The sequence below is a fragment of the Saccharopolyspora sp. NPDC002578 genome, assembly GCF_053592695.1.
Window position 1 is genome coordinate 1 of sequence record NZ_JBSFWJ010000005.1, and the last position, 24,496, is coordinate 24,496.

21 protein-coding genes and 2 tRNA genes are annotated in these 24,496 nt (G+C 72.4%); 16 read left to right on the forward strand and 7 right to left on the reverse strand.

The annotated features are described in order from the left end of the window. Positions 1 to 126: 126 nt before the first annotated feature. The 4 genes from ACWD38_RS04110 to ACWD38_RS04125 all read right to left on the reverse strand — a co-directional run bounded on the left by ACWD38_RS04110 (position 127) and on the right by ACWD38_RS04125 (position 5,526). Positions 127 to 759 (reverse strand): 2'-5' RNA ligase family protein, encoded by a 633-nt coding sequence (locus ACWD38_RS04110; protein WP_343071226.1) that lies wholly within the window; start codon positions 757 to 759, stop codon positions 127 to 129. Positions 760 to 805: 46 nt separating this feature from the next. Continuing rightward, positions 806 to 2,290, reverse strand: a complete 1,485-nt coding sequence (locus tag ACWD38_RS04115) for an MDR family MFS transporter (protein ID WP_184477599.1) — start codon at positions 2,288 to 2,290, stop codon at positions 806 to 808. Between the two features lie 378 nt (positions 2,291 to 2,668). Continuing rightward, positions 2,669 to 4,135, reverse strand: a complete 1,467-nt coding sequence (locus tag ACWD38_RS04120) for a dihydroorotase (protein ID WP_184477601.1) — start codon at positions 4,133 to 4,135, stop codon at positions 2,669 to 2,671. Beyond that, positions 4,135 to 5,526, reverse strand: a complete 1,392-nt coding sequence (locus tag ACWD38_RS04125; protein WP_184477603.1) for an FAD-dependent oxidoreductase — start codon at positions 5,524 to 5,526, stop codon at positions 4,135 to 4,137. The genes ACWD38_RS04120 and ACWD38_RS04125 overlap by 1 nt, the downstream gene beginning before the upstream one ends. 204 nt (positions 5,527 to 5,730) lie before the next feature. Here ACWD38_RS04125 and ACWD38_RS04130 point away from each other — a divergent pair, with 204 nt between their 5' ends. The 8 genes from ACWD38_RS04130 (at position 5,731) to ACWD38_RS04165 (ending at position 14,199) form a co-directional block, all read left to right on the forward strand. Beyond that, complete coding sequence (locus ACWD38_RS04130) at positions 5,731 to 6,525, forward strand: IclR family transcriptional regulator (protein ID WP_184477605.1); 795 nt, start codon at positions 5,731 to 5,733, stop codon at positions 6,523 to 6,525. Next, positions 6,522 to 7,718, forward strand: a complete 1,197-nt coding sequence (locus ACWD38_RS04135) for a CaiB/BaiF CoA transferase family protein (RefSeq protein ID WP_184477607.1) — start codon at positions 6,522 to 6,524, stop codon at positions 7,716 to 7,718. Before ACWD38_RS04130 ends, ACWD38_RS04135 begins: the two co-directional genes overlap by 4 nt. Next, complete coding sequence (locus ACWD38_RS04140) at positions 7,715 to 8,590, forward strand: aldolase/citrate lyase family protein (RefSeq protein WP_184477609.1); 876 nt, start codon at positions 7,715 to 7,717, stop codon at positions 8,588 to 8,590. The genes ACWD38_RS04135 and ACWD38_RS04140 overlap by 4 nt, the downstream gene beginning before the upstream one ends. After that, on the forward strand, positions 8,587 to 9,405 hold the full coding sequence (locus tag ACWD38_RS04145; protein ID WP_450123320.1) for a cyclase family protein: 819 nt from the start codon (positions 8,587 to 8,589) through the stop codon (positions 9,403 to 9,405). The genes ACWD38_RS04140 and ACWD38_RS04145 overlap by 4 nt, the downstream gene beginning before the upstream one ends. After that, positions 9,402 to 10,820 (forward strand): MmgE/PrpD family protein, encoded by a 1,419-nt coding sequence (locus ACWD38_RS04150; RefSeq protein WP_450123321.1) that lies wholly within the window; start codon positions 9,402 to 9,404, stop codon positions 10,818 to 10,820. The genes ACWD38_RS04145 and ACWD38_RS04150 overlap by 4 nt, the downstream gene beginning before the upstream one ends. Before the next feature lie 93 nt (positions 10,821 to 10,913). Continuing rightward, positions 10,914 to 12,200 carry an MFS transporter gene (locus tag ACWD38_RS04155; protein ID WP_184477613.1) on the forward strand — a complete coding sequence of 429 codons (1,287 nt, stop codon included), beginning with the start codon at positions 10,914 to 10,916 and terminating at the stop codon, positions 12,198 to 12,200. Further along, positions 12,197 to 13,555 (forward strand): MmgE/PrpD family protein, encoded by a 1,359-nt coding sequence (locus tag ACWD38_RS04160; protein WP_184477615.1) that lies wholly within the window; start codon positions 12,197 to 12,199, stop codon positions 13,553 to 13,555. The genes ACWD38_RS04155 and ACWD38_RS04160 overlap by 4 nt, the downstream gene beginning before the upstream one ends. Positions 13,556 to 13,566: 11 nt before the next feature. Next, positions 13,567 to 14,199: an aspartate/glutamate racemase family protein gene (locus tag ACWD38_RS04165; protein ID WP_450123322.1), complete on the forward strand. Its 633-nt coding sequence runs from the start codon at positions 13,567 to 13,569 to the stop codon at positions 14,197 to 14,199. Positions 14,200 to 14,232: 33 nt separating this feature from the next. Here ACWD38_RS04165 and ACWD38_RS04170 read toward each other — a convergent pair whose 3' ends face one another. Beyond that, on the reverse strand, positions 14,233 to 15,138 hold the full coding sequence (locus ACWD38_RS04170; RefSeq protein ID WP_450123323.1) for an oxygenase MpaB family protein: 906 nt from the start codon (positions 15,136 to 15,138) through the stop codon (positions 14,233 to 14,235). A gap of 90 nt (positions 15,139 to 15,228) precedes the next feature. On the opposite strand from ACWD38_RS04170, the gene ACWD38_RS04175 reads away from it, so the two are divergent. After that, positions 15,229 to 15,870 (forward strand): TetR/AcrR family transcriptional regulator, encoded by a 642-nt coding sequence (locus ACWD38_RS04175; RefSeq protein WP_184477621.1) that lies wholly within the window; start codon positions 15,229 to 15,231, stop codon positions 15,868 to 15,870. Here ACWD38_RS04175 and ACWD38_RS04180 read toward each other — a convergent pair. Next, on the reverse strand, positions 15,858 to 17,807 hold the full coding sequence (locus ACWD38_RS04180) for a linalool dehydratase/isomerase domain-containing protein (RefSeq protein WP_450123324.1): 1,950 nt from the start codon (positions 17,805 to 17,807) through the stop codon (positions 15,858 to 15,860). The two genes, ACWD38_RS04175 and ACWD38_RS04180, sit on opposite strands and share 13 nt — an antisense overlap. A gap of 221 nt (positions 17,808 to 18,028) precedes the next feature. Here ACWD38_RS04180 and ACWD38_RS04185 point away from each other — a divergent pair, with 221 nt between their 5' ends. Beyond that, complete coding sequence (locus tag ACWD38_RS04185) at positions 18,029 to 18,625, forward strand: DUF5134 domain-containing protein (protein ID WP_450123325.1); 597 nt, start codon at positions 18,029 to 18,031, stop codon at positions 18,623 to 18,625. A 189-nt stretch (positions 18,626 to 18,814) separates the two neighbouring features. Here the strand turns inward: ACWD38_RS04185 and ACWD38_RS04190 are convergent. Continuing rightward, positions 18,815 to 18,885 (reverse strand) — tRNA-Gly (locus tag ACWD38_RS04190). Positions 18,886 to 19,048: 163 nt separating this feature from the next. Here ACWD38_RS04190 and ACWD38_RS04195 point away from each other — a divergent pair. The 6 genes from ACWD38_RS04195 (at position 19,049) to clpX (ending at position 24,388) form a co-directional block, all read left to right on the forward strand. After that, positions 19,049 to 19,122, forward strand: a tRNA-Pro gene (locus ACWD38_RS04195). A gap of 162 nt (positions 19,123 to 19,284) precedes the next feature. Further along, the gene (locus ACWD38_RS04200) at positions 19,285 to 19,533 is read left to right on the forward strand and encodes a hypothetical protein (RefSeq protein WP_450123326.1); all 249 of its coding nucleotides are present in this window, start codon (positions 19,285 to 19,287) and stop codon (positions 19,531 to 19,533) included. Positions 19,534 to 19,673: 140 nt separating this feature from the next. Beyond that, the gene (tig, locus tag ACWD38_RS04205) at positions 19,674 to 21,092 is read left to right on the forward strand and encodes a trigger factor (RefSeq protein WP_184477629.1); all 1,419 of its coding nucleotides are present in this window, start codon (positions 19,674 to 19,676) and stop codon (positions 21,090 to 21,092) included. Positions 21,093 to 21,381: 289 nt separating this feature from the next. Further along, positions 21,382 to 21,954 carry an ATP-dependent Clp protease proteolytic subunit gene (locus tag ACWD38_RS04210; protein ID WP_184477631.1) on the forward strand — a complete coding sequence of 191 codons (573 nt, stop codon included), beginning with the start codon at positions 21,382 to 21,384 and terminating at the stop codon, positions 21,952 to 21,954. 37 nt (positions 21,955 to 21,991) lie between these two features. Beyond that, a complete protein-coding gene (locus tag ACWD38_RS04215) occupies positions 21,992 to 22,621 on the forward strand; it encodes an ATP-dependent Clp protease proteolytic subunit (protein WP_184477633.1) in 630 nt (209 codons plus the stop codon). 486 nt (positions 22,622 to 23,107) lie between these two features. Further along, complete coding sequence (gene clpX, locus ACWD38_RS04220) at positions 23,108 to 24,388, forward strand: ATP-dependent Clp protease ATP-binding subunit ClpX (RefSeq protein WP_184477635.1); 1,281 nt, start codon at positions 23,108 to 23,110, stop codon at positions 24,386 to 24,388. Positions 24,389 to 24,496 lie beyond the last annotated feature (108 nt).

Here is a 24,496-nt window from a genome sequence, read left to right on the forward strand (position 1 = left end):
CAGCGTCCTTCTCGCGAGGACAGCTTTTTCCCTCGTGGCGGAGCCACTAGGGAAAAAGATCCCGCAGCGAGAAGGACGCTGAGGTTCCGCCACCCGGACACCACAGCAAAACGAGCCCGATACGACTCACCCAAGCGGTACCTGCGCGAGGGTTTCCCATTCTGAGCAGGAGTGGTCGCGGTTCAGGCGCACCAGGGAGACCGCGGAGGTCTTCGCCGTCGTCGGGTCGACTTCGGTGCCGCCGAGCGTGGCCACGGCGAAGATCGCGGGACCTTCGGTGGTGGAGAACGCGAGGCTGATGTGCCGGTCGACCTCTTCCGGCTCGCCGGGGACCTGGTCGTCCCCGAGCGCGTCGGCGGTCGCGGCCCGGAGCCCGGCGCGCAGGTCCAGCAGCGTGGTCTGCGGTTCGGCGGGCAGCGACAGCGACTCGGGCAGCACCACGGCGCGGTGGAACGCCAGCGACAGCGGGTTGAACCCGGTGAGGCGCTTGCGGGCGGCCTCCACCAGGGAGTCGATCTTCTCCGGCGGTACCTCGTCGGTGAACCCGACCTCCTGCACCAGGATGTGCATCCACTCCAGCGGGACGAGGTCGAACCCGGGCAGGTCGCGCAGCGCGTACTGGTACTGGTTGACCAGGTGGCGGAGTCCGGGCTGGTCGGCGAACGGCAACAGCCAGGCGTAGCTGGTGCGGCCGGAATGCCATCCGGGACGCCAGCGGGCGTGGTTGCGGACCTGGTCGGCGTGCGGCAATTCGGTCACCCTTCAAATAGTGCACCGGTGCGAACCGTTGTGGGGATACCTTGAGCTATCTCACGGTCGTGGTGCCCGAGGGGTCACCGCCGCGTTTCCCCGCCCGCGCACGCGGTTTCTCCCGGTCGTCCAGCGTCGCGGCGGCATCGGCGTTGCGCACGCGCAGCGACAGCAACAATCCGAGAACGCCGAAGCCGATCGAGGCGAGGAACGCCCCGCGGTAGGCGGCCATCTGCACCTGTTCGAGGGCGCCGGGCGCGGCGAGGTCCACGGTGGACGAGCGGGCCTCGGTGATCGCGACCAGGATCGTGGCGCAGACCGCCGTGCCGAGCGCGGTCGCCACCTGCCTGCTCGCGTTGAACAGCGAACTCGCGTGCCCCATCGCGTCCCCGGAGATCCGGGCGAAGGCGGCCGTCTGCAACGGCGTCATCAGCAGCCCCATGCCCAACCCGAGCCACATCAGCAGCACGATCAGGAACCACACCGGTGTCGTGGTGCTCAGCAGTTGCAGCGCCAGTCCCACCGTGATGAGCACGGTGAAGCCGATCAGCAGCAGCGGCCGCGGCCCGAAGCGCCCGTAGATGCGGCTGACCACCTGCGTCGCCGCCAGCATGGTCAGCGCCTGCGGCATCAGCACCAGGCCGGACTCGAACGGGGAGAACCCGTGCAGCTTCTGCAGGAACAGCGGCAGCAGGAACAGCGTCCCGAAGATCGCCCCGGTGGAGCACACCAGCAGCGCGTTGCCGGTGCCGAACAGCCGGTCGCCGAGCAGCCGCAGGTCGAGCATCGGTTCCGGCGTCCGCAGTTCGCGCAGCACGAGCCCGCCGATGAGCAGCGCGGAGACGAGCAGCGTGCCCCACACCGACGGGCGTCCCCAGCCGAGCTGCGCGCCCTGGTCGAGGGAGACCAGCAGCGTCGCCAGGCCCGCGCCGGCGAGCACGAAGCCGGGCAGGTCGAACCGGCCGGGGCGTTCGCGGTGCTCCTCCTTGAGGAACAGCACGGTGAACAGCAGGGCCACGGCACCGACCGGCACGTTGATGAAGAAGATCCAGCGCCAGCTGGCGTACTCCACGAGCACGCCGCCGAGCAGCGGTCCGAGCGTGGGGGCGATGGTGATCGGGATGGACAGCACCGCCGAGGCCTTCGCCCGCTCGTTGGCGGGGAACGCGCGGAACAGCATGGCCTGGCCGACGGGGACGAGCATGCCGCCGCCGACGCCCTGCAGGATGCGGGCGCCGATGAGCATCCACATCTCCGTCGCGAGCCCGCACAGCACGGAGGCCAGCGTGAACAGGACGACGGCGAGCTGGAAGGTGCGCTTGCTGCCGAAGCGGTCGGCGATCCAGCCGGAGGACGGCACGAACACGGCGAGGCTGATCATGTAGCCGGTCAGCACCCACTGCAGGGTGCCCTCGCCGACGTGGAACTCCCTGCCGAGCGTCGCGAGCGCCACGTTGAGCACGGTCATGTCCAGGATCTGCATGATCAGACCGAGCACGAACGTGATCCCGACCAGCCACTTGTACTCAAGACGTCGCAACGGTCATCTCCGACTCCGCTCATCCGCGCCCGTGCCCGCGTCACGACCGCGCGCCACGGGTCCTCCGCCCCACCCGCCAGCATGGGCCACCCCACCGACGGCGGGCCACGGATTTGCGCGACCCCGCGACGCCCACCAGCGGACATGCCACGAAGTGGCGTTGCTCACGCCACGGCGAACCGTGCAAGGCGGACTCCTCCGGGCACGCCCGGTCCACCGGTTCGGCGTGGTGCGCGGCGGCGAAACCCGCGGACGCGGGGAGCGGAGCCGGAGATGCGCGAGGGGAGAGCGGCCCGGGTTCGAAGGCCCGCTCTCCCCTCGCGCACGTCGACCGCACGAACGGGCGTCCCGCGGTGGCGCGACCGCGGGACACCCGGCTCAGCGGCCCGTCGGGCGGTGCAGGTAGCGCCCCGCGGGCTCGCCCAGCACTTCGCCGCCGTCGAAGATCCGCTTGCCGCGCAGGAACGTGGTCTCGACCGTGGCGCCGATCTCCGCCCCGCGGAACGGGGTGTACTCCTGGGTGGATTCCGAGGCCGCCGGGTCCACGACGAAGGAGCGGTCCGGGTCGACCAGGACGATGTCGGCGTCGAAGCCCGCCGCGATGTCGCCCTTGGTCGGCAGGCCGAGGCGCCGGGCCGGGTTCGTCGAGACGAGCTCGGCGACCGTCGACATCGGCAGCCCGCGCCTGCGCCCCTCGCCGACGAGGCCGGGCAGCAGGTACTCGGCCCCGCCGAAGCCGGACTTCGCGGCGAACACGTCGGAGGGGTCGTCGCCGAACTTCTTCTCCTCCTTGCAGCAGGCGTGGTCGGACACGACCCAGCTGACGTCTCCGGCGAGCAGGTGCTCCCAGAGCGCCTCGACGTCGGCGCGCGGGCGCAGCGGCGGGTTGACCTTGCCGCCGACGCCGTCCGCGGTGGTCACATCGGTCAGCAGGTGCCCGATGGTGACCTCGCGGCGGAAGTCGACGTGCGGGAACGCCTTCGCCATCACCATCGCGGCCTCCATCGCCTTCGCCGACGACAGGTGCAGCAGGTTGATGGTGGGCAGGCCCGTCTCGTGGGCGAGGTAGGAGGCGATGGTCACCGCCAGGCCCTCGGAGTGCGGCGGACGCGACGCGCTGTAGGCCTCCAGGCCGGAGAGGGTGCCCTCCTCCTCGACCAGGCGGGTGTAGGCGGTCATGATCTCCGCGGTCTCGCAGTGCAGGGACAGCGAGATCTGGTCGGCGATGTCCGGGTTCGCCTCGCGGGCGGCCTGGATCCCGCGCATCACGAACTCGAAGTGGGCGATGTCGTAGCGCTCGCCCTCCGGGATCATCAGGAAGTCGCTCTGGTCGGTGGAGCGGCCGTGCAGCCCGTGGCTGCCGTAGAACATGAAGATCTTGAACGAAGTGACGCCGTGGTCCCGGACCAGCGCGGGGATCTCGTCGATGTGCGAGGACTGCATCGGGGCGAGGTGGAAGGCGTAGTCCACGTACGAGCGACCCTCGGAGGAGGCCAGCACCTCCGGGAAGACCTCGGAGTACGGGCCGCCCCGGTTCAGGTAGTACTGCCCGGTCCGCATGTAGGTGAGCGAGGTCGTCACGCCGCCCTGGGCGCAGGCCCGGCTCTCGGTGGCGGTGTCGTCCGACAGCGGGTTGTAGATGCCCCAGTGCTGGTGGGCGTCGACGACTCCGGGGAAGGCGAGCCTGCCGCGGCCTTCGTGGACCTCGGTGCCCTCCGGCACCGGCAGGCCCGGCCCGACCTCGGAGACGACGCCGTCGGTGATCGCGATGTCGGCGGGGAACGGCTCGCCGCCGCCGGGGCGGACGACGCGGACGTCGCGGACGATCAGGTCGGGTCGGGTCATCAGGCACCTTCCGGGGTGAGGTTGCGGGTGGGGTCGGCCGAGCGGGCGAGGTGCCCGGCGGCCAGGTAGGCGAGGCCCAGCGCGGGGAGCAGGCCGTTGCCCGCGAGGTAGCCGGCCGCGCCGTGACCGGAGATCCCGGCGGCGGCGCCGCCGGAGGCGTAGAGGCCGGGGACGGGTTCCCCGGCGGTGTCGAGCACGCGGGCGTGCTCGTCGACGAGCAGCCCGCCCTGGGTGTGGAACAGCGCGGGGACGATCTCCACGGCGTGCAGCGGGGCGCGCAGCTCGGCGGCCGTGCCGCGGCCGAACCGGTCGGCCCGGGTGCCCGCGGCGACGTCGGCCAGCGCACCGATCTCCGATTCCAGCGCCGCGGCCGGAACCCCGATCAGCCGGGCGAGTTCCGCCGGGTCGTCCGCGGTGCGCACGGCCCCCGCCGACAGCACGTCCTGGTAGTCGCCGAACGCGCGGCACAGCCCGTCGATCCGCGAGTCGAAGACCATCCAGCCGCGCCCGCCGGGACGTCCGGCGAGCACCGCCGCGTATTCGGAGTATCCGGCCGTCTCGTCGCCGAACCGGGTTCCGCCGGAGTCGACGACCGCGGCGCCGTGCATCACGGCGGTCCAGGTCACGAGGGTGTGCGCGGCGGCGGACAGGGCGGCGTGGCCCTGGTAGGCGTCGAGGTACCCGGTGGCGGCGCCGAGCGCCGTGCCGATCCGGATCGCGTCGCCGCGGGAGTGCTCGCCGCCGTGGTAGTGGATTCCGGCGATCTCCGGCAGGTGCTCGGCGACCAGCCCGATGTCGGCGCCGTAGCCGTTGGTGGCCAGCAGCACCGCGCGGGCGGTGATCTCCTCGCGCTCCCCGGCCGGGTTCTCCAGCACGGCGGTCCGGCCGCCGTCCGGGCCCGGCTCGACCGCGACCAGCCTGGCCGGGACGAGCAGGTCGATCCGGTCGCTGCGGTCGGCGGCGTCGAGCAGGTGTCCCAGCAGCGCCGATCCGTGGCGGCCGGGGATGCTGTGCACCCGCGGCACCGAGTGGCCGGGGTAGCTGAAGTCGGTCGGCAGTTCGATCGGCACGCCGACGTCGTCGGCCAGCCACTCGACGAGTTCCGCGCCGACGTGCGCCAGCGCGGCGGCGATCCGCTGGTCGGCGGTGCCCCCGGTCTTGCGCGCGACGTCGTCCAGGAACAGCCGCGGCGAGTCGGTGACTCCGGCGGCGGTCTGGAAGCGCGATCCGGGGCCCGGAACCATCGCGGTGGACATCGAGGTGTTGTTGCCGCGGCGGAAGTTCTCGTCGGCGTCGACCACCAGCACGTCGAGTCCCAGCTGCGCCGCCCGGATCGCGGCGATCAGCCCGCCGCCCGCTCCGGCGACCACGAGATCGACATCGATCGTCATCGTTTCTCCTCACTGCCAGCTCGGTCATTCGTTCCGCTCAGCGGTACGAACACGAGCGTGACTGGCATCTCGATAAGAGCACTTGGCCTGGCGATACGCAAGAAGCGAGGCGAAACTTCTTGACATCGCAAGGGTGTACCGCTCAATCTCGTTCCGGTAAGCGGTACGCGAATAGTCCGAATCGAAGGGGATGACGTGGCGGAGATGACCGGGGGCACCGGAGCCACCGAGCGGGTGGCGGACGTGCTGCTGCTGTTCGCCGCGGGACCGCCCACGCTCGGCGTGAGCCGGGTTTCCCGCGAGCTCGACCTCTCCAAGGCCGTGGTGCACCGCATCCTGAAATCGCTCGGCTCGCGGGACCTCATCGCCTACGACCCGGAGACCCGCGAATACCGGCTGGGCCCGGCCGCCGCGGCGCTCGGCAGCCGCGCGCTGCGGGAGTCCGACCTGCGCACGACCGCGCTGCCGTTGCTCACCGAACTGCGCGACCGGCTGCACGAGACCGTCACCGTGAGCTCGAAGGTGCACGGCGGTCGGATCTACCTCGACCAGGCCGTCGGCACCCACGAGATCACCATGTCCGTCGAGCTCGGCCGCGCGTATCCGCTGCACGCCGGCTCGTCCGGCAAGTGCATGCTCGCCTACTCCGCCGCCGACGAGGTGGACCGGCTGCTCGCCGGTGAGCTCGCCGCGCTCACCTCTTCCACCCCCACCGACCCGGACGCGCTGCGCCTGGAACTGGACCGCATCCGCGAGCTCGGCTACGCGGCCTCCGCGGGTGAGCGCCAGAGCGACGCCGGCTCGGTCGCCGTGCCGGTGTTCGGTCCCGGCGGCCTCGTCGGAGCGGTGTCGGTGTGCGGCCCCCGATTCCGCGTCACCGGCGACTTCGTCGCCGCCACCGCCCCCGAAGTGATCGAGATCGCCGACCGCCTCACCGCCCGGCTCGGCGGGATCGCGCCCGATCGAGCCCGCCCGACCAGCAGTGGAAGGACACGATGAGCCACGACCAGCCCGGGGCCCTGCGAGGCCTGAAGGTCCTCGACGCCTCCACCCTGTTCGCCGGTCCGCTGGCGGCCACGCTGCTGGCCGACCACGGCGCCGACGTCATCAAGATCGAGCACCCGCGCGGCGACCCAGCGCGCACGCACGGCGCGCAGAAGGACGGCGTCGGGCTCTGGTGGAAGATGCTGGCCCGCAACAAGCGGGCGATCACCCTGGTGCTGTCCACCCCGCGCGGCCGGGAGCTGTTCCTCGACCTCGCGGCCGACGCGGACGTGGTGATCGAGAACTTCCGCCCCGGCACCCTGGAGCGCTGGGGCCTGGGCTGGGAGGAGCTCTCCGCGCGCAACCCGCGGCTCGTGCTGGCGCGGGTCACCGGGTTCGGGCAGAAGGGCCCGTACTCGTCCCGCCCCGGGTTCGGCACCCTCGCCGAAGCCATGAGCGGGTTCGCCGCCATGACCGGTGAGCCCGACGGCCCGCCGACGCTGCCGCCGTTCGGCCTCGCCGACGGCGTCGCCGCGCTGACGACCGCGTTCGGCATCCTCACCGCGCTGCGGGCCCGCGAGGACACCGGCCGCGGCCAGGTGCTCGACACCGCGATCATCGAGCCGCTGCTGCACCTGCTCGGGCCGGGCCTCATCGCCTACGACCAGCTCGGCGTGCTGCAGCCGCGCACCGGGAACCGGTCGTCGAACAACGCGCCGCGCAACACCTACCAGTGCTCCGACGGGCGCTGGGTCGCCGTGTCCACCAGCGCCCAGTCCATCGCCGAGCGGGTGATGCGGCTGGTCGGCGCCCCGGAACTGATCGACGAACCGTGGTTCGCCAGCGGCGCGGGCCGCGCCGAGCACGTCGAGGAACTCGACGCGGCCGTCGGTTCCTGGATCGCCGCCCGCGACCGGGACGAGGTAGTCGCGGCCTTCGAGGAGGCCCAGGCCGCGGTCGCCCCGATCTACACCGCGGCCGACGTGCTCGCCGACCCGCACTTCAACGCGCTCGGCAGCATCGTGACGATCGACGACGAGGAACTGGGCCCGGTCCGCTTCCAGAACACCCCGTTCCGGCTGTCCGAGACCCCCGGCTCGGTCCGCACCACCGGACCGCGCCTCGGCGCGCACACCGCGGAAGTCCTCGGCGATCTCGGCGTCGACGCCGGTGAGCTGGACCGGCTGCGCGAGCAGGGGGTCGTGTGAGCGCCCTCGGGTGGGCGCGGAGCTGGCTCTACGTGCCCGCCCACCGCGACGACCTGGTCGCCAAGGCCCTCGCCGGGCCCGCAGACGCCGTCGTCCTCGACCTGGAGGACGCGGTCCCGCCCGCCGACAAGGCGCGCGCCCGCGAAGTCGCCGTGGCCACCGCCGCTCGGGACGCCCGGATCTGGGTGCGGATCAACGCAGCCGGGACGCCGTGGTCCGACGAGGACGCCGCCGCGCTGGCGGGCACCGGCATCGCCGGGCTGCGGGTCCCCAAAGCGCAGGACCCGGACGCGGTCGCCGAGCTCGCCGAACGCACCGGGCTGGCGCTGCACCTGCTGGTGGAGAGCGCCTGCGGGCTGCGCCGGGCCTTCGACCTGGCCGAGAGCCACCCGCTCGTGGCCGGGATCTCGCCGGGCGAGACCGACCTGGCCGCCGACCTGCGGGTCCGCGACCGCGCCGAGCTCGGCTGGGCCCGAGCGCGGCTCGTCACCGCGAACCGGGCGGCCGGGCTGCCCAGCCCCGTCGCCAGCGTCTGGACCGAGCTCGCCGACACCGCCGGGCTCGCCGCCGACAGCACCGCCCTGCGCGACGCCGGGTTCTTCGGCCGGTCGGTGATCCACCCCCGGCAGATCGCCCCGGTGCACGCGGCCTTCACCCCCGACGCCGCGGAGGTCGAGCGGGCGCGCGCCCTGCTCGCCTCCGTCGACGCCGCGGACGGCGACGCCGCCTGGGTCGACGCCGACGGCCGCTTCGTCGACCCGGCCGTCGTCGCGGGCGCCCGCTGGGTGGCCGACCTCGCCGACGCGCTGGACCAGCACGCCCCCGACCACCACGAACCGGCCCGTGCGACGGCCGGGAAGGAGAACTCGTGAGCGCCACCGACGGACTGCTCGGCGCCGTGCGCGCCGGGACCCGGACCATCGAGCTCGGGCACCCGCTCTACACCGGGATGGCCGGTTCGCCGAACCACCCCGGTTTCCGGATGACCCTCGAACGCCGCCACGGCGACGCGGTGCGCCCCGACGGCGGGTCCGCGTCCAACGAGGTCATCGTCACCGGCGGCCACACCGGCACCCACGTCGACGCGCTCGCCCACGTCAGCCACGAGGGGCGGCTGCACGGCGGTGCCGACGCGGCCGAATCCCAGCGCGGCGGCAAGCACACCGTGCACGGCGCGGAGACGATCCCGCCGATGGTCACCCGCGGCGTGTTCCTCGACGTGGCCGCGCTGCACGGCGTGGACGTGCTGGAACCCGGCTACGGCATCACCGCCGACGACCTGGCGCGGGCGGCGGAGCGGGTCGGCGCCGAGCCCGGACCGGGCGACGTCGCCGTGGTGCGGACCGGGTGGGGGCGGCTGTTCTCCGACGCGACCGCCTACGTCGGCAAGGAGACCGGCGTGCCCGGCATGACCGTCGACGGCGCCCAGTGGCTCGTCGAACGCGGCATCGTCGCCACCGGCACCGACACCACCGCCTACGAGCAGATCCCCGCCGGGGCCGGGCACCGGGTGCTGCCGGTGCACCGGGTGCTGCTGGTGGAGCACGGCATCCACATCGTCGAGCACCTCGCCCTGGAGGACGCCGCGGAGGCCGAGCTCGGCGAATTCCTCGCCGTGTTCGCCCCGCTGCGCATCGTCGGCGGCACCGGCGCCCCGGTCCGCCCGCTGGCGGTGGTGCCGGCATGAGCACTCCCGCGCAGCGGATCGGCGAGGTCGGGGCCCGGCTGGCGGCCGACGGCGTCGACGACGCGTTGGCCGAGGACGTGGTCCGCCGGATCGTCGACGTCCTCGGGAACTCGCTCGCCGCCACCCGCGAGGAACCCGCCCGCATCGCCGGGGCGGTGGCCGCCGAGTGGGGCGGCGCCCCCGCGGCGACCGCGATCGGACTGCCGGACCGGGTGCCCGCCCCGTCGGCCGCGCTGGTCAACGGAACCTTGGCGCACAGCCTCGACTTCGACGACACCCACCTGCCGTCGGTGCTGCACCCCTCGGCCTCGGTCGTCCCGGCCGCGCTCGCCACGGCGGAGCGCACCGGTGCCGGTGGCCGGGCGCTGCTGGCCGCGACCGCGATGGGCATCGAGGTCACCTGCCGGCTCGGCATGGCGGGCTACGACGAGGACCTGGGCAACTCGGTCTTCTTCGAGCACGGGCAGCACGCCACGGCGATCTGCGGCGCGATCGGCGCCGCCGTGGCCTCCGGCATGGTCCAGGGCCTCGACGCGGACCGGCTGGCCTCCGCGGTCGGCATCGCCGCGAGCATGGGCGCCGGGGTGATCGAGGCGAACCGCACCGGCGGCACCATCAAGCGGGTGCACTGCGGCTGGGCCGCGCACTCCGGGGTGGCCGCCGCCGACCTGGCGCGCCACGGGCTCACCGGCCCGCCGACCGTGATCGAAGGCAGGTTCGGCTTCCTGCGCGCCTTCTGCGGCGAGCGGGTGCACCCGGAGCGGGTCACCGACGGGCTCGGCGAGCAGTGGGAGACGCCGGGCGTGTTCTTCAAGCCCTACCCCTGCAACCACTTCACCCACGCGGGCATCGACGCCGCCCTCCGGCTGCGCGAGCGGGGCGTGACCCCCGAGCAGGTCCGCGAGCTGGTGCTCGGGGTGCCCGCCCCGGTCCTGCGCACCATCGCCGAACCCGCCGAGGAGAAGCGGCATCCGCGTTCCGGCTACCACGCGGCGTTCTCCGGCCCCTACACCGTGGCCGCCGCGCTGATCGGCGGTGGCGGGCTCGGCGTGTTCCACGAGGACTTCACCGACGCCGCCGCGGCCGACCCCCGCCGGTTGGAGCTGGCCGGACGGGTCCGGGTCGTCGCCGACGAGCAGGCCACGGCCGGATTCCCGCGCCAGTTCCCCGCGGTGCTCACCGCCGAGCTCGCCGACGGCACCTCGGTGACCGAGCGGATCACCGAGAACCGCGGCGGACCGCTGCGCCCGCTGTCGTCCGAGGAGCTGGCGGCGAAGTTCACCGGCAACGCGGGCCGAGCCGTCGGGCCGGACCGGGCCGCCGGCATCGTCACCTCGGTGTGGGACCTGCGCGACGACCGCGCGGTCGGCGAGGTGATGGCCGGCGTCCAGGACGCGCTCGCCCCCACCGGCTGAGCGGTCGATCGAACCCCGACAGGACAACGACGTCTCGTCCGCTCCGAACGAACGGAGCGAACGATTCCCCATCGGAATCAAGGGATTACGCGCATGAGCACACGGTTTCGCTTCGTGACGCTGGGGCTGGTGGTCGGCCTCATCATCATCAACTACATCGACCGCAGCGCGGTCTCCTACGCGGTGGAACCGCTGGAGCAGGCGTTCGGGATCACCACCGCGCAGTACGGGATCATCAGCTCCGTCTTCTCCATCGGCTACATGGTCGCCGCGTTCGTGTCGGGGCCGCTGGTGGACCGGTACGGGACCCGCCGGGTGCTGCTCACCGCGATCGCGCTGTTCTCGGTGACCACCGCCCTCATCCCGGTCGCCGGATCGTTCGCCGGGCTGCTGGTCATTCGGCTGCTGCTGGGGATCGGCGAGTCGCCCGCGTTCCCCGCCGCGACCCGCACGGTGAGCCGGTGGCTGCCGGTCCGCGAACGCGGCGTCGCGCTCGCGCTGTGCGGCGGGGTCGCGGTCTCCGGCAGCCTGCTGATCTCGGGGCCGCTGCTGACCTGGCTGACCGATCTCGTCGGCTGGCGCGGGATGTTCTGGACCTTGGCGCTGATCGGCGTGGTGTGGGCGATGTTCGCCGTGGTGCTGCTGCGCGACCTGCCGGAGGAGTCCTCTCGGGTCAACGACGCCGAGCGCGCGCTCATCGCGGAGGGGCAGGAGTCGGACTCCGCGTCGGGCCGGTCCTCGGTCCGGTGGCGCCCGCTGCTGACCAACCGGAACCTGTGGGTCGTCGCGGGTGGCTACTTCGCGTGGGGCTTCATGTTCTGGGGCTTCATGTACTGGCTGCCGTCGTTCCTGTCGAACGCCTACGGGCTCTCCGTCGAGGAGGCCGGTTCGTTCTCCATCGCGCCCTGGGCCTGCGGCATCGTCGGCGCGCTGGTCGGCGGGTACGTCGTGGACCGCGTGTACCGGCGCACCCCGCGCATCCGCACCCGGTTCGCCGTGATGGGCGTGGCGCTGCTGCTGGCCGGGTGCTCGCTGATCCCGCTGGCGATCGCCCCGACGCTCACCGTCGCGCTGATCTCCATCTCGCTCGGCGTCGGCTTCGGGTTCATCACCGGCGGGATCTGGTGGGTCGCCGCGATCGACGCGGCCCCCGACCAGCCGGGCAGCGCGGCGGGCTTCGCCGACGCGGCCTTCGCCTCCTCCGGCATCGTCGCCCCGTCGGTGATGGGCTTCATCGTCGCCGGTACCGGCAGCTTCACCAGCGGCTTCGTCGTGATGGCCGGGCTGGCCGTCGCGGGTGCGCTGCTGATGCTGCTGGTCCCGCGCGAACCCGCTCCCGCCGCGGCACCCGCGAACGCCGCCGCGGGCGAGCGGGCATGAGCGGGTCCGAGCGCGCCGACGCGGTCCGGTCCGCCGTCGGCGGGCTCGGCCGGTGGGTCTCCGAGCTGCGCTGGCCGGAGGTCCCCGCCGAGGTCCGGGAGCGGCTGCTGACCGTGCTCGTCGACTCCGTCGCGGTCACCGCGCTCGGGTCGCGGGCGCCCGAGCAGCGGGCGCTGGTCACCGCCTGGGATCCGCCGGAGGGCCCGGCACCGCTGTTCGGGACGGGCCGCACCACCTCGGTCGACGCCGCGGCCTGGCTGAACGCGATCGCCGCGGTGCGCCTCGAACTCGACGACGGTCACCGGCTCGCCGCGGGACATCCGGCCGCGCACGGCTTCCCCGCCGTGCTCGCGCTGGCCGCGCGGCGGGGCGCGAGCGGCGCCGAGCTGTGCGCCGCGCTGCTCGCCGCCTACGAGGTCGCCGCCCGGTTCGGCCGGGCCACCCGGCTGCGGCCGGGCACGCACCCGCACGGCAATTGGGGCGTCACCGGCGCGGCGGCGGGCTGCGCCCGGCTGCTGGGACTGGGCCCGGCGGAGACCGCCGTCGCGATCGACGCGGGCGGCGGGCTCCCCGTCGCCGGGCCGTTCTCCGCCGCGCTCGACGGCAACCCGGTCCGGGACGCGTGGGTCGGCGCCGCCAACCAGTCCGGCCTGGTCGCGGCCCGGCTCGCCGCTTCCGGTGGCGGGCACCTCACGGGTGTCGCCGCGGACGCGCTCGGCGACCTGCTCGGCGAGCTCGACCCGGCGGTGCTCGGCGCCGAGCAGGGGCGGCGCTGGGAGGTGCTCGGCGGCTACTTCAAGCAGCACTCCTCGTGCTCGTTCACCCACGCCGCCATCGACGTCGCGCTGTCCTTGCGGCAGCAGGTCGGGCCCGATCCGGATCAGGTGCTCGTCGAGATCCACTCGCTCGGGGCCGGGCTCGCCCGGACGGACTGGCCGACTCCGCTGGCAGCCCGGTTCTCGCTGCCGTACGTGGTCGCGACCGCGCTGCGCCGCGGGCGGGTCGGTCCGGCCGAGTTCGCGGCGGACGCGCTCGCCGACCCCGCCACGGCGGCGCTGGCCCGCCGCGTGACCGTCCGGGCGGCCCCGGACCTCGACGCCCGGCTGCCCGCCGAACGACCGGTCCGGCTCACGGTGTCCACATCGGACGGACGCATCGTCGCGGAGGCGCCGAACCCGATCGGCGACGCCGCGCACCACCCGTTCAGCGCCGACGACCGCGTCCGCGTCCTCGGCGACCTGCTCGGCGACACCGACGTGGTGGCCGGGGTCCGGGAGCGCTGCGCGGTGCTGCCGGACGCGGCCGACGCCGCGGCGGACCTGCGCGCGCTCGGCGCGCTCACCCACGCCCGATGAGGAGGAACGCCATGCTCGTCCAGGCCGTCACACCGATCGTCGTCGGACCGCAGGAGGTCGCCCGGCGCCAGGCCCGCTACGACGCGCTGTCCCCGGCGGGGGTGCGCGTGGTGCTGTCCGACCTGCCCCCGCACGGTCCGCGCGCCCTCAACACCGAACAGGACGTGCACCGCTCGACGGAGCTGGTCGCCGAGGCCTTGGCCGCGGCACCCGAGTGCGACGCCGTCCTCCCGGACTGCGTCCTCGACCCGGCGGTCCCCGCCGACGGCGGCACCATCGGCGGCCGTCCGGCCCTGGGCCTGCTCCGGCTCACGGTCGGCGCCGCCGTCGCCGCGGGCCACCGCATCGCCGCGGTCACCCGCAACGAGGCCATCGCGGCGGAACTCCACCGGCGCATCGCCGACTACGGCTGGGAGGGCTCGTTCCACGAGGTGGCGGTCCTGGACCTGACGGTCGACGACATCACCGACCCGGCCCGCTGGTCGGACGCGATGCGCGCACCGTTGGAACGAGCGGGCCGAGCAGGCGTCACAGCAGTGATCAACGGCTGCTCAGCCGTCGACACGACCACCCGCCCCGACAACGCCCCCTTGGTCCTGGACCCCATCAAAACCGCCCTGGGAGTACTAGGAGCCCTCGCCTAGGCGCTGTTCGGAGCAGTGCGCCGCCGAGCCCGCTCACCGGCCGTCGTGGCGGTACCCGACCACCGCCGGGTCGCCGGTGTCGGTGCGGCTGGTCCCGAAGGTCCGCGCCAAGGACCGGTGCAGCGGCACGGGACGCAGGACGACGCCGTCGAGGTAGGCGCGGCTCGCGGTCCGCACCGCCAGCCGGACCGCGGGCCGAGGACGAGGCAGTCCGTGGGTTTCCCGCAGGTTCGCGGGGCTGATCGCGGACAGGGCCTCGCGCCCGAACGGCCGGAGGCGGGCGGGCAGGACCCGGGCGGTGAAGTCCTCGCCCAGGGCGTCGGAGACCGCCCGGCCGGCCGCGCTCGGCGCGAATTCGCGACGCTCGTAGTCGAGTGCCCAGGCCCGCATGTCCTCGCGGGTGACGGGGATGTCGTGGAGGCGTTGCCGCTCGGCGACCGCGCGCCAGAACCGCCAGTGCGCCTCGAGCTCGGTCGGTGAGAAGGGCCGCGCGCCCAGGGCGGCGGCGATGTTCGCGGGGTCGAGGGCCAGGGTGCTCAACGTGTAGAGCGTGTCGTCGTTGCGGATCGGGAAGTGGGCGTGGATCTCGTTCATCCGCTCGATCCAGGCGATGCCCTCCGGCGAGTCCGGCCCGAAGTCGAGGAAGCGGCCGAAGAAGACGATGGTGTCGTCGTTGCGCAGCGCCGTGTTCCGGACGATGTCGCCGGTGCCGCGGCGCCACAGGATCCGGGCCATCGTCGGTACGGCGACCTGCTTCATGAACGCCACCGTGAACAGGGCGAGGACCAGGCGCCGGTCGCCGTGCAACGTCTGCAGGCTGGACCGGGTGATCTCGGTGTGGTCCGCGACCGGGTCGAGCCGGGCGATGCGCCGCCGCTCCAGGCCGCCGATCCGCCAGCTCCGTCGTGGTGTTCGGGCCGGGCCCGGTGCACTCTTCATCGAGCGGTCTCCGTCCTCGACGCATTATTGACACGGACTCGTGTCAACTTCACGATGCTATCCGACACGGCCTCGTGTCAAGATGAGGTCATGTCCCGCACCGTGACCCGACCGCACCGCGGCGTCAGCGCCGCGGACCGGACCGCCGCACGCCGTGCGCGCCTGCTCGCCGCGGGGCGCGACCAGATCGCCGAGAACGGCACCGCCGGCGTCTCCGTCGACGCGGTGTGCCGCCGGGCGGAGCTCACGAAGCGCTACTTCTACGAGAGCTTCGACGGCAGGGACGCCCTGCTGGTGGCGCTGTTCGACGAAGCGGTGTCGTCCCTGGGCGCGGCACTCGCCGAGGCGCTCAGTGCCGCCCCCTCGGCGTTCGAGCTGCGGGTGCGCGCAGCGGTGCGCGCCGTGCTCTCGACGCTGTCCGCGGACCGGGGGTGGTCGCGGTTGTGGGCAGAGGCGCATGCGCACCCGGCCCTGCGGGGGCGCCGCAACGCCGCGCTCGACGGGTTCGTCGCGGTCCTGTCCGACGAGCTGGCCGGGCCCGGCGGCGGAGCCCAGGACCCGGCGACCACCCTGCTGGTCCTCGTCGCGGGGGTCACCGAGCTCGTCGAGCGGCGCCTGCGCGACGACCTGGACATCGGCGACGACGCGCTCGTCGACCAGCTCGTCCTGATCGGCGTCGCGGCGTGCGCCCCGCTACGGCCCGATGGCGCCGGACGCGATCAGGACGGGTAGAGCCGCAGCTCGCGACGGCCGTCCAGGTCGACCTCGACCACGGCCCGGCCCCGCGCGTCGGCGGTGACCTCGTCCGCGCACGCGCCCGCGACCCGGTACGCCGAACCCGGCACGAGCCGGTCCACCGCGAGCACCGTCCGGACCGGGCCCGCTCCCGGGCGGAGGACGAGGTCGAGCGCACGACCGTCGGTCACAGCCCGGGCGACGAGCACGTCCGGGTAGGCGGCCTCGGCCAGCCGCGGTCCGGTGCGCCACGCCTGCGGGACTCCTCCGTGGCCGAGCAGGTCCCGCAGCGCGTGCTGCCTGCCGAACCGGCCGAGGACCCCGTAGAAGTTGACCATCGGCGACGCGTCGGCGAAGCGGCGGGAACCGTTGCGCTCCTCGACCGGCTCCCGTTCCGCCAGCAGCGCGGCGGCCGCGTCGGCCATCTCGCCGTCGCCGATCTCGCGGGCCGCCATCGTGATCGCGACCTGGGCGAAGGTGTCCCGGCCGAGCCGGTAGGAGCCGACGTCCACCCGGTTCGACGCACGGGGAGGCAGGGCGGGGACCCCGTCGCGCAGGGTGAGCTCGTTGCGCCGCAGCAGCCACCACGCCCGCTGCGCGAGGTCGGGGAAGGCCGCGTGCATCCAGTAGACGGTGTTGAGCTGCACCGCCGTGCCCGACCAGAAGTTCCACGACAGCCCCAGGTGGCGAGCGCGGACGCCCACGATGCGGCCGTCGGGTCGCAAGAACTCGTGCTCGTAGGAATGCCGGAGCCGTTCGCGCAGGTCCTCGACGTGGTCCGTCCCGTGGGCGCGATCGTGGCCGAGCATCGCGTTGATCCCGAAGGCGTTGCAGACGGTGTAGACCCAGTTCGGCTCGCAGGGGATGAGCGCGTAGTCCGACCGGCGCATGCCGTCGTGGATCTGCCGCGCGACGGCGTGGTGGTCGTACGGGTACGCCTCGTCGGCGGACCAGCGATAGGTGAGCGCGCCCGGTTCCGCGTAGCGCAGGTCGTTGAGCAGCGCGTAGAGGCCGAGCATCGTGCCGTGCCAGCCGGTCAGCATGATGTTCTCGTCGGTGGCCAGCGGGTCGCGCGTGGTCGAGAGGTTGCCCCAGAGGTTCTCCGTCCGCCAGTAGCCCCACACGCGGCGGTCGAGCATCTTCTCGATCGCGTTGCGCTGGGCCTCGGCCAGGTAGCCGGAGAAGGCGGGGGTGCGGGTGTACTGCGACATCGCCAGGCCGGTGCCGAGCGAGGTCAGCTGGTACCGGAGCGCGCCCTCGCGGTACTGCTCCAGGACGATGAACCCGTCGAACCTGTCGAGCGGCTGCAGGGCGACGTCGAGCGCGTAGCGCAAGTGCGCCAGATCCTCCGGGGAGCTCTCCCGCACCGGCGGGCCCGATTCGAGGTCGGGCGGGCCGCTGACGACGAACGACGTCCGCGCGAGTTCGGCGTTCAGCACCGACCGTCGCCGGTGCCGGCCACGATGCCGCACGAGGTGCGCGGCGAGCGAGAGCGCCAGCGCGGCCACCGGCAGGGCCGGTACCAGGTATGCCGCCGCACCGGCGACCTCCCGCGACGAGACCGTGAGCGCCGCGACCGCCGCGCCCGCCACCCACACCAGCGGCGGCAGCACGACCGGCCCCGCGTACCACCACAGCGCCAGGGACAGCACGAACGCGACGGCGGTCAGCGCCGCCGCCGCGAACGACCCGTCGAGCAGGAAACCCCCACCCGGCAGGGCCAGCCCGTGGCCGAAGGCGACCGCCGCGGGCCCGGCGCCGAGCCACCCCGGCAGAGATCCGGCCAGCCACACCACGGCGTAGGCCGCCAGCGCCCGTCGCATTCGTCGCGCCGTCACCGGGCCGAACGCGGGCACGTCGGGCAGCAGCACGGTGACGGCCCGGTCTCCGTCCCGCGTCGCCGCGGGCTCTCCGGCGGGAATCGGCGCGCTCATCGGCTTCCTCCGGTCTGCAGGCGGGGCATGGGGCGGCGAGCCGGGGGTGCGAAGGGGGTCGGCGGCGGCGCCGCCGAAGGGCGCAGCCGGAACCACAGCTCACGCACGTGAGCGACCACCAGGGCCAGAGCGACGCAGCACGCCATCACGGTCCTCCTCGTCGTCCGGGGAACTTCGACAGCCTGATGTTGAAACGGTGCCGTGTCAACTATGCTCGGCCCATGTACCCAATGGGAGCGCCGGGCGCGGCGCTCGTCGTCGTGCTGGCCGCCGCCGCCGCGGTCGGAGCGGTCCGCCTCATCGCGGGGCGGCGGATCGACACCGTCTGGACCACCCGGGAGGCCGACGCGGCGCACCTGGTGATGAACCTGGCCATGGCCGTGATGTTCACGTCGCTGTGGGGATCGACGGCACGGTCGTGGGTCCTCGCCGTCGTGGTGGCCGGGATGCTCGGCATCGGCGTAGCCCTGGCCCGGCCGCCCGCGGGGCCGGGGCGCCGGGCCGGACTCACCAACCACCTGATCGCCTTCGCCGCCATGGGCCTGGCGGTGCTCGTCGGCCACTCCCCGGGGCACGCCCACGGGCACGACGGGGCTCCCGGCGGAGCCGTGTCCGTGGTCGTCGTCCTGCTCGCGGCCTGGTTCGCCGTCGATCTCGTCGCCACGGTCGTCGTCGCCGTCGTGGGGCCGCCGGCCCGGTTGCTCCCGGCCGGCCTCGCGCCTCCGGCCGGCCGAGACCGCACGGCGCTGCGGGTGGCTTCCTTCCCGCACGCGGTGATGGCCGCGGCGATGACCGCGATGCTCCTGGCCGTGCTGTGACCACGGCGATGAGCGGAGTCCGACGCCGGGTCGTCCGGGGTGATCCCGCTCGATCGGCCGCCCGCGCCGTCGTCCTGCACGAGACGTTCGGCGGCGAGTCCGGGCGAAACACTCGTTGGTCGGCGCGAATGCGAAACGGCGCCCCTCCCGAGTTCGGGAATGGGCGCCGCGCTTGCCGGTAGTGCTCGGAGCGGGCGACGGGAATCGAACCCGCGTAGCCAGTTTGGAAGACTGGGGCTCTACCATTGAGCTACGCCCGCATGCCTGGTCAGGACGTTCCTCGATGGTGCACCGAAAGGCATCGAGTTCGATGTCTTCGACGGTGATCGCCGGGGTGTTTCCGACCTTGCGTGCCCTAGCTTAACCGGTCGCGATAGGCTCTCCGCAACGCACCCGTGCGGTCGGGGTGCGTTGCAGGTGGGACGGGGTGTGGCGCAGTTTGGTAGCGCACTCGCTTTGGGTGCGAGGGGTCGTGGGTTCAAATCCCGCCACCCCGACGGTCCTCCGGGAGGCGTGGTCGTGCGGCCGCGCCTCCTTTTTGCGTTCCGGCCCCGGGCGACGGAGATCACGCAACGTGATTCCTGCGGGTGATCCGTTCGGCATTCGGTAACGGCCGGCAGCGGCCGGTCGATTTCGTGGGCGTGCACGTTCACGTTGCTGTGTCGAGGGTCGCGCGACGCGTCCGGCTGCCCGCCTTGCTGGTGGGGGTGCTGTTGATGCTCGCGGTGGTGCTGCTGATCGGGGTGTCGCTGTTCGTCGACGGACCCGGCAGGCAGATCGTCCCGCCGACGGTGGGGATCGGGACGGCGGTGATTCCGACACCGCTGGGCTCGGCGGCCGTGCCGGCCGTGGGCGGTGCGGGTGACGTGGTCGGTGAGGCGGTGTTCTCGGCCCGCGGGGCGCGCTGAGGCAACCCCCGGCCCGGCCTCGGTCTCGCCTGGGCAATAGACTCGGAGGTCAGCCCGGCGTCGCCGGAGTGCACCCGATGTGGGGTCGCGCTCCCGCCGGCACCGCCGGGGTCCGAAGCACGTTCGCACTAGGAGACCACGTGAAGAGCACCGTCGAGCACCTGAGCCCGACGCGCGTACGGATCAACGTCGAGGTGCCGTTCGACGAGCTCAAGCCGAACTTCGACCGCGCGTACAAGGCACTCGCCAACCAGGTCCGCATTCCGGGCTTCCGGCCGGGCAAGGTTCCCGCCCGCGTGCTGGAGAGCCGCATCGGCCGCGGTCCCGTGCTCGACGAGGTCGTCAACGAGGCGGTTCCGGCCAAGTACATGGAGGCCATCAACGGCACCGAGGTCCGCACCCTCGGGCGTCCGGAGATCGAGGTCACCAAGATCGAGGACGGGGACCAGATCGAGTTCACCGCCGAGGTCGATGTGCGCCCGGAGATCACCGTTCCGGCGTTCGGTGAGCTGTCCGTGTCGGTGGACGACGTCGAGACGACCGAGGACGAGGTGCAGGAGCAGCTCGACGAGCTGCGCGCCCGCTTCGGCACGCTGACCGGTGTCGAGCGCCCGGCCGAGCAGGGCGACTTCGTCAGCATCGACCTGTCGGCCACGGTCGACGGCGAGGACGTCGAGGAAGCGCGCACCAGCGGCCTGTCCTACGAGATCGGTTCCGGCCAGCTCATCGAGGGCATCGACGACGCGCTGATCGGTGCGTCCGCGGGTGACACCAACACCTTCACCACCAAGCTGGTGGCCGGCGAGTACGCGGACCGCGACGCCGAGGTGACCGTCACGCTGGACACCGTCAAGGAGCGGCACCTGCCGGAGGCGGACGACGAGTTCGCCCAGATGGCCAGCGAGTTCGACACCGCCGAGGAACTGCTCGCCGACCTGCGGGAGCGCCTGGCCCGCGTCAAGCGGATGCAGCAGGGCATGCAGGCGCGGGACAAGGTCCTCGAAGCGCTGCTGGAGACCGTCGAGGTCCCGCTGCCGGAGAACGTGGTGGCGTCCGAGGTCGAGGTGCGCGAGCACGACGCGATCCACCCGTTCGACCACGACGAGGCCAAGTTCGCCGAGTGGCTGGAGTCGCAGGGCCAGACCCGCGAGCAGTTCGACGCGGAGACCCGCGAGGAGGCGGAGAAGGCGGTCCGCACCCAGCTGGTGCTGGACACGATCGCCGATGCCGAGAACGTGTCGGTCTCCGACAACGAGCTCACCGAGCGGATCATCTACCAGGCCCAGCGCTTCGGCGTCAGCCCGGACCAGTACGTCCAGCAGGCGCAGCAGTCGGGCCAGCTCGGCGCGATCTACGCCGACGTGCGGCGCAGCAAGGCGCTGTTCTCGGTCGTGCGGCAGGCCACTGTGGTCGACGGCTCCGGCAGCGAGCTCGACCTGGACGAGCTGTTCGGCTCGCAGGACGACGACGGTGCTCCGGAGGTCGTGCAGGGCGAGGTCGAGCAGGCCGAGTCCTCCGACGAGACCGCGGGTTCCACCGCGGCCGCGAAGTCGGAGTGACGACTCTTTCGCGGTGATTTCGCTGTGAGCAGAAGGAATCCGCGAGCGGCGAGAGCAATGCACAAGCTCTGAGCGAACGTGGGCGGTACCGGGAAGCTGGTGCCGCCCACGTTCGTTAGGGTCGGTTGCAAGCGGATCACCGGAAACGGAACAAGCCAAGGCATTCCCAGCGGTCCGGCGGCCGGCGAACGGTGTGGCCGGGTCCATTGTGGAAGCCCTCATCGTGGAAGAAGGCAGGGGAGACGTGACGCAGCACCTGACTGTTCCGGCGTCGGACACGACGCCGCACATGCGGTCGACGAACGGGCTCTCGCTCAACGACTCGGTTTACGAGCGCTTGCTGCGGGAGCGGATCATCGTCCTCGGCTCTCAGGTCGAGGACACCATGGCCAACCAGATCTGCTCGCAGCTGCTCCTGCTGGCGGCCGAGGACCCGGAGCGGGACATCTCGCTCTACATCAACTCGCCGGGCGGTTCGGTCACCGCGGGCATGGCGATCTACGACACCATGCAGCTGATCAAGCCGGACGTGGCCACCGTCGCGATGGGCTTCGCTGCGTCGATGGGCCAGTTCCTGCTCTCCGCCGGTGCGCGGGGCAAGCGCTTCACGCTGCCGCACGCGCGGATCATGATGCACCAGCCGTCGGCGGGCCTGGGTGGTACGGCCTCCGACATCGCGATCCAGGCCGAGGTGTTCTCCAAGCACAAGCGGGAGATGGCGGAGCTGATCGCGGCGCAGACCGGGCAGACCGTGGAGAAGATCACGGCCGACTCCGACCGGGACCGCTGGTTCACCGCCGAGGAGGCCCGCGACTACGGCTTCGTGGACCACGTCGCCACCGCAGCCAACCTGCCCAGCTGACCGCGCGCCCGGACCTAGTAACGAGGAGTCACCTGTCGTGAGCTCATTCCAGCTTCCGCAGTCCCGGTACGTGCTGCCCTCCTTCGTCGAGCGCACCGCGTACGGGGTGAAGGAGTCGAACCCGTACAACAAGCTGTTCGAGGAGCGCATCGTCTTCCTCGGCGTCCAGGTCGACGACGCGTCGGCCAACGACGTGATGGCGCAGCTGCTGTTCCTGGAGTCCGACGATCCGGATCGCGAGATCCAGATCTACATCAACTCGCCGGGTGGTTCGTTCACGGCCCTGATGGCCATCTACGACACCATCCAGTACGTCCGCCCGGACGTGCGCACGATCTGCCTGGGCCAGGCGGCGTCGGCCGCGGCCGTCATCCTGGCGGCGGGCACCAAGGGCAAGCGGCTCGCGCTGCCGAACTCGCGGATCCTGATCCACCAGCCGTCTACCGAGGGCATCTACGGCCAGGTCTCCGACTTGGAGATCCAGGCCAACGAGGTGCAGCGGATGCGGGACCTGATGGAGTCCACCCTCGCCACGCACACCGGCAAGGAGAAGGACCAGGTCCGCCAGGACGTGGAGCGCGACAAGATCCTGACCGCCCAGCAGGCCCAGGAGTACGGGATCGTCGACGAGGTCCTGCCCTACCGCAAGCTCTCCGCCCAGTCCTGACCTGCTTCGATCTTGTTCTGCACTGGTGACCGGGCAGCGGAACCTCAGCCGCCTTCTCGCCGCGGGGCCGACGTCCCGAGTGGCTCCGCCACCGGGGAGGTCGCCGTCCTCGCGAGAAGGCGGCTGAGCACCCGCGAAGGTCCCGGTCGCGCGGACGGTCACTGCTCAGCGGCTTCGCCGCGGGCAGGGCGTCGGCGACCGGCGGCGCCGGCGGGTGCGGAACTCGATCTGGGCAACGGGATTGGTGGCAGGCCGTCGCGGGAGCGTTCCGGAGAATGGGATGCTGTGCGGGGCGGCACGCCGGGCGGTCGCGACACGCCGGACGGTGGCCTCGGCGACCACCGCGCCCGGTGCATGCCGGAGACTGGCAGGTAGCGGAGTCTGCGAGTCTCCCCGAATTCGGGGAGCGGCAGGTACCGTCGGTACGAGCACATACGGTCAGGCACGTCACCGGACGGCGTGCCGGAGGGGACGGGGTCAGCGGTCATGGCACGTATCGGTGACGGCGGCGACCTGCTGAAGTGCTCCTTCTGCGGGAAGAGCCAGAAGCAGGTGAAAAAACTCATCGCCGGCCCCGGCGTGTACATCTGCGATGAGTGCATCGATCTCTGCAACGAGATCATCGAAGAGGAACTGGCCGAAGCCGGTGAGGTCAAGCTCGACGAGCTGCCGAAGCCGACGGAGATCCACGAGTTCCTGGACCAGTACGTCATCGGGCAGGACCCGGCGAAGCGCAACCTGTCGGTAGCGGTCTACAACCACTACAAGCGCATCCAGATGGGTGAGCGCACGCGCGACAGCCGCGAGGAGAACGTCGAGCTCGCGAAGTCGAACATCCTGATGCTGGGCCCCACCGGTTGTGGGAAGACCTACCTGGCGCAGACGTTGGCGAAGATGCTCAACGTGCCGTTCGCGATCGCCGACGCCACCGCGCTGACCGAGGCGGGCTACGTCGGCGAGGACGTCGAGAACATCCTGCTCAAGCTCATCCAGGCGGCCGACTACGACGTCAAGCGCGCCGAGACGGGCATCATCTACATCGACGAGGTCGACAAGATCGCCCGCAAGAGCGAGAACCCGTCGATCACCCGCGACGTCTCCGGTGAGGGCGTGCAGCAGGCGCTGCTGAAGATCCTGGAGGGGACGACGGCGAGCGTGCCGCCGCAGGGCGGTCGCAAGCACCCCCACCAGGAGTTCATCCAGATCGACACGACGAACGTGCTGTTCATCGTGGCCGGCGCGTTCGCCGGGCTGGAGAAGATCGTCGAGGACCGGGTCGGCAAGGCCAGCGTCGGCTTCGGCGCGCAGCTGCGCTCGAAGGAGGAGGCGAACTCCGCGGACCGGTTCTCCGAGGTGCTGCCCGAGGACCTCATCAAGTTCGGCCTGATCCCCGAGTTCATCGGCCGGCTGCCCACGGTGGCCAGCGTGACGAACCTGGACAAGCCGTCGCTGGTGCAGATCCTCACCGAGCCGCGCAACGCGCTGATCAAGCAGTACAAGCGCCTGTTCGAGATGGACAACGTCGAGCTGGAGTTCACCCGCACGGCGCTGGAGGCGGTCGCCGACCAGGCGATCCTGCGCGGCACGGGCGCGCGCGGCCTGCGTGCGATCTTGGAGGAGGTGCTGCTGCCGGTGATGTACGACATCCCCAGCCGCACCGACGTCGCGAAGGTCGTCATCACCGAGCAGACGGTGCGGGAGAACGTCAACCCGACGATCGTGGCCAGGCAGAACACCCGGCGGGAGCGCCGCGAGAAGTCCGCCTGATGGCAACGCTGCCGCCGTCCCCCTCGTGGGGCGGCGGCAGTTCTCTTCGCAGGCTCGAGTTCAGGCGGAGTGGCGCGGGTTCGTGCTCGCGGGAAACGTCCGGGTGTC

Bases quoted from the DNA above. Each gene is read 5' to 3' on its own strand.
- ACWD38_RS04125 (WP_184477603.1), bottom strand. From the start codon at position 5,526: ATGACGATCGATGTCGATCTCGTGGTCGCCGGAGCGGGCGGCGGGCTG.
- ACWD38_RS04170 (WP_450123323.1), bottom strand. From the start codon at position 15,138: ATGAAGAGTGCACCGGGCCCGGCCCGAACACCACGACGGAGCTGGCGG.
- ACWD38_RS04160 (WP_184477615.1), top strand. From the start codon at position 12,197: ATGAGCGGGTCCGAGCGCGCCGACGCGGTCCGGTCCGCCGTCGGCGGG.
- ACWD38_RS04175 (WP_184477621.1), top strand. From the start codon at position 15,229: ATGTCCCGCACCGTGACCCGACCGCACCGCGGCGTCAGCGCCGCGGAC.
- ACWD38_RS04130 (WP_184477605.1), top strand. From the start codon at position 5,731: ATGACCGGGGGCACCGGAGCCACCGAGCGGGTGGCGGACGTGCTGCTG.
- ACWD38_RS04180 (WP_450123324.1), bottom strand. From the start codon at position 17,807: ATGAGCGCGCCGATTCCCGCCGGAGAGCCCGCGGCGACGCGGGACGGA.
- ACWD38_RS04210 (WP_184477631.1), top strand. From the start codon at position 21,382: ATGCGGTCGACGAACGGGCTCTCGCTCAACGACTCGGTTTACGAGCGC.
- ACWD38_RS04155 (WP_184477613.1), top strand. From the start codon at position 10,914: ATGAGCACACGGTTTCGCTTCGTGACGCTGGGGCTGGTGGTCGGCCTC.
- clpX (WP_184477635.1), top strand. From the start codon at position 23,108: ATGGCACGTATCGGTGACGGCGGCGACCTGCTGAAGTGCTCCTTCTGC.
- ACWD38_RS04165 (WP_450123322.1), top strand. From the start codon at position 13,567: ATGCTCGTCCAGGCCGTCACACCGATCGTCGTCGGACCGCAGGAGGTC.
- ACWD38_RS04150 (WP_450123321.1), top strand. From the start codon at position 9,402: ATGAGCACTCCCGCGCAGCGGATCGGCGAGGTCGGGGCCCGGCTGGCG.
- ACWD38_RS04185 (WP_450123325.1), top strand. From the start codon at position 18,029: ATGTACCCAATGGGAGCGCCGGGCGCGGCGCTCGTCGTCGTGCTGGCC.
- ACWD38_RS04120 (WP_184477601.1), bottom strand. From the start codon at position 4,135: ATGACCCGACCCGACCTGATCGTCCGCGACGTCCGCGTCGTCCGCCCC.
- ACWD38_RS04135 (WP_184477607.1), top strand. From the start codon at position 6,522: ATGAGCCACGACCAGCCCGGGGCCCTGCGAGGCCTGAAGGTCCTCGAC.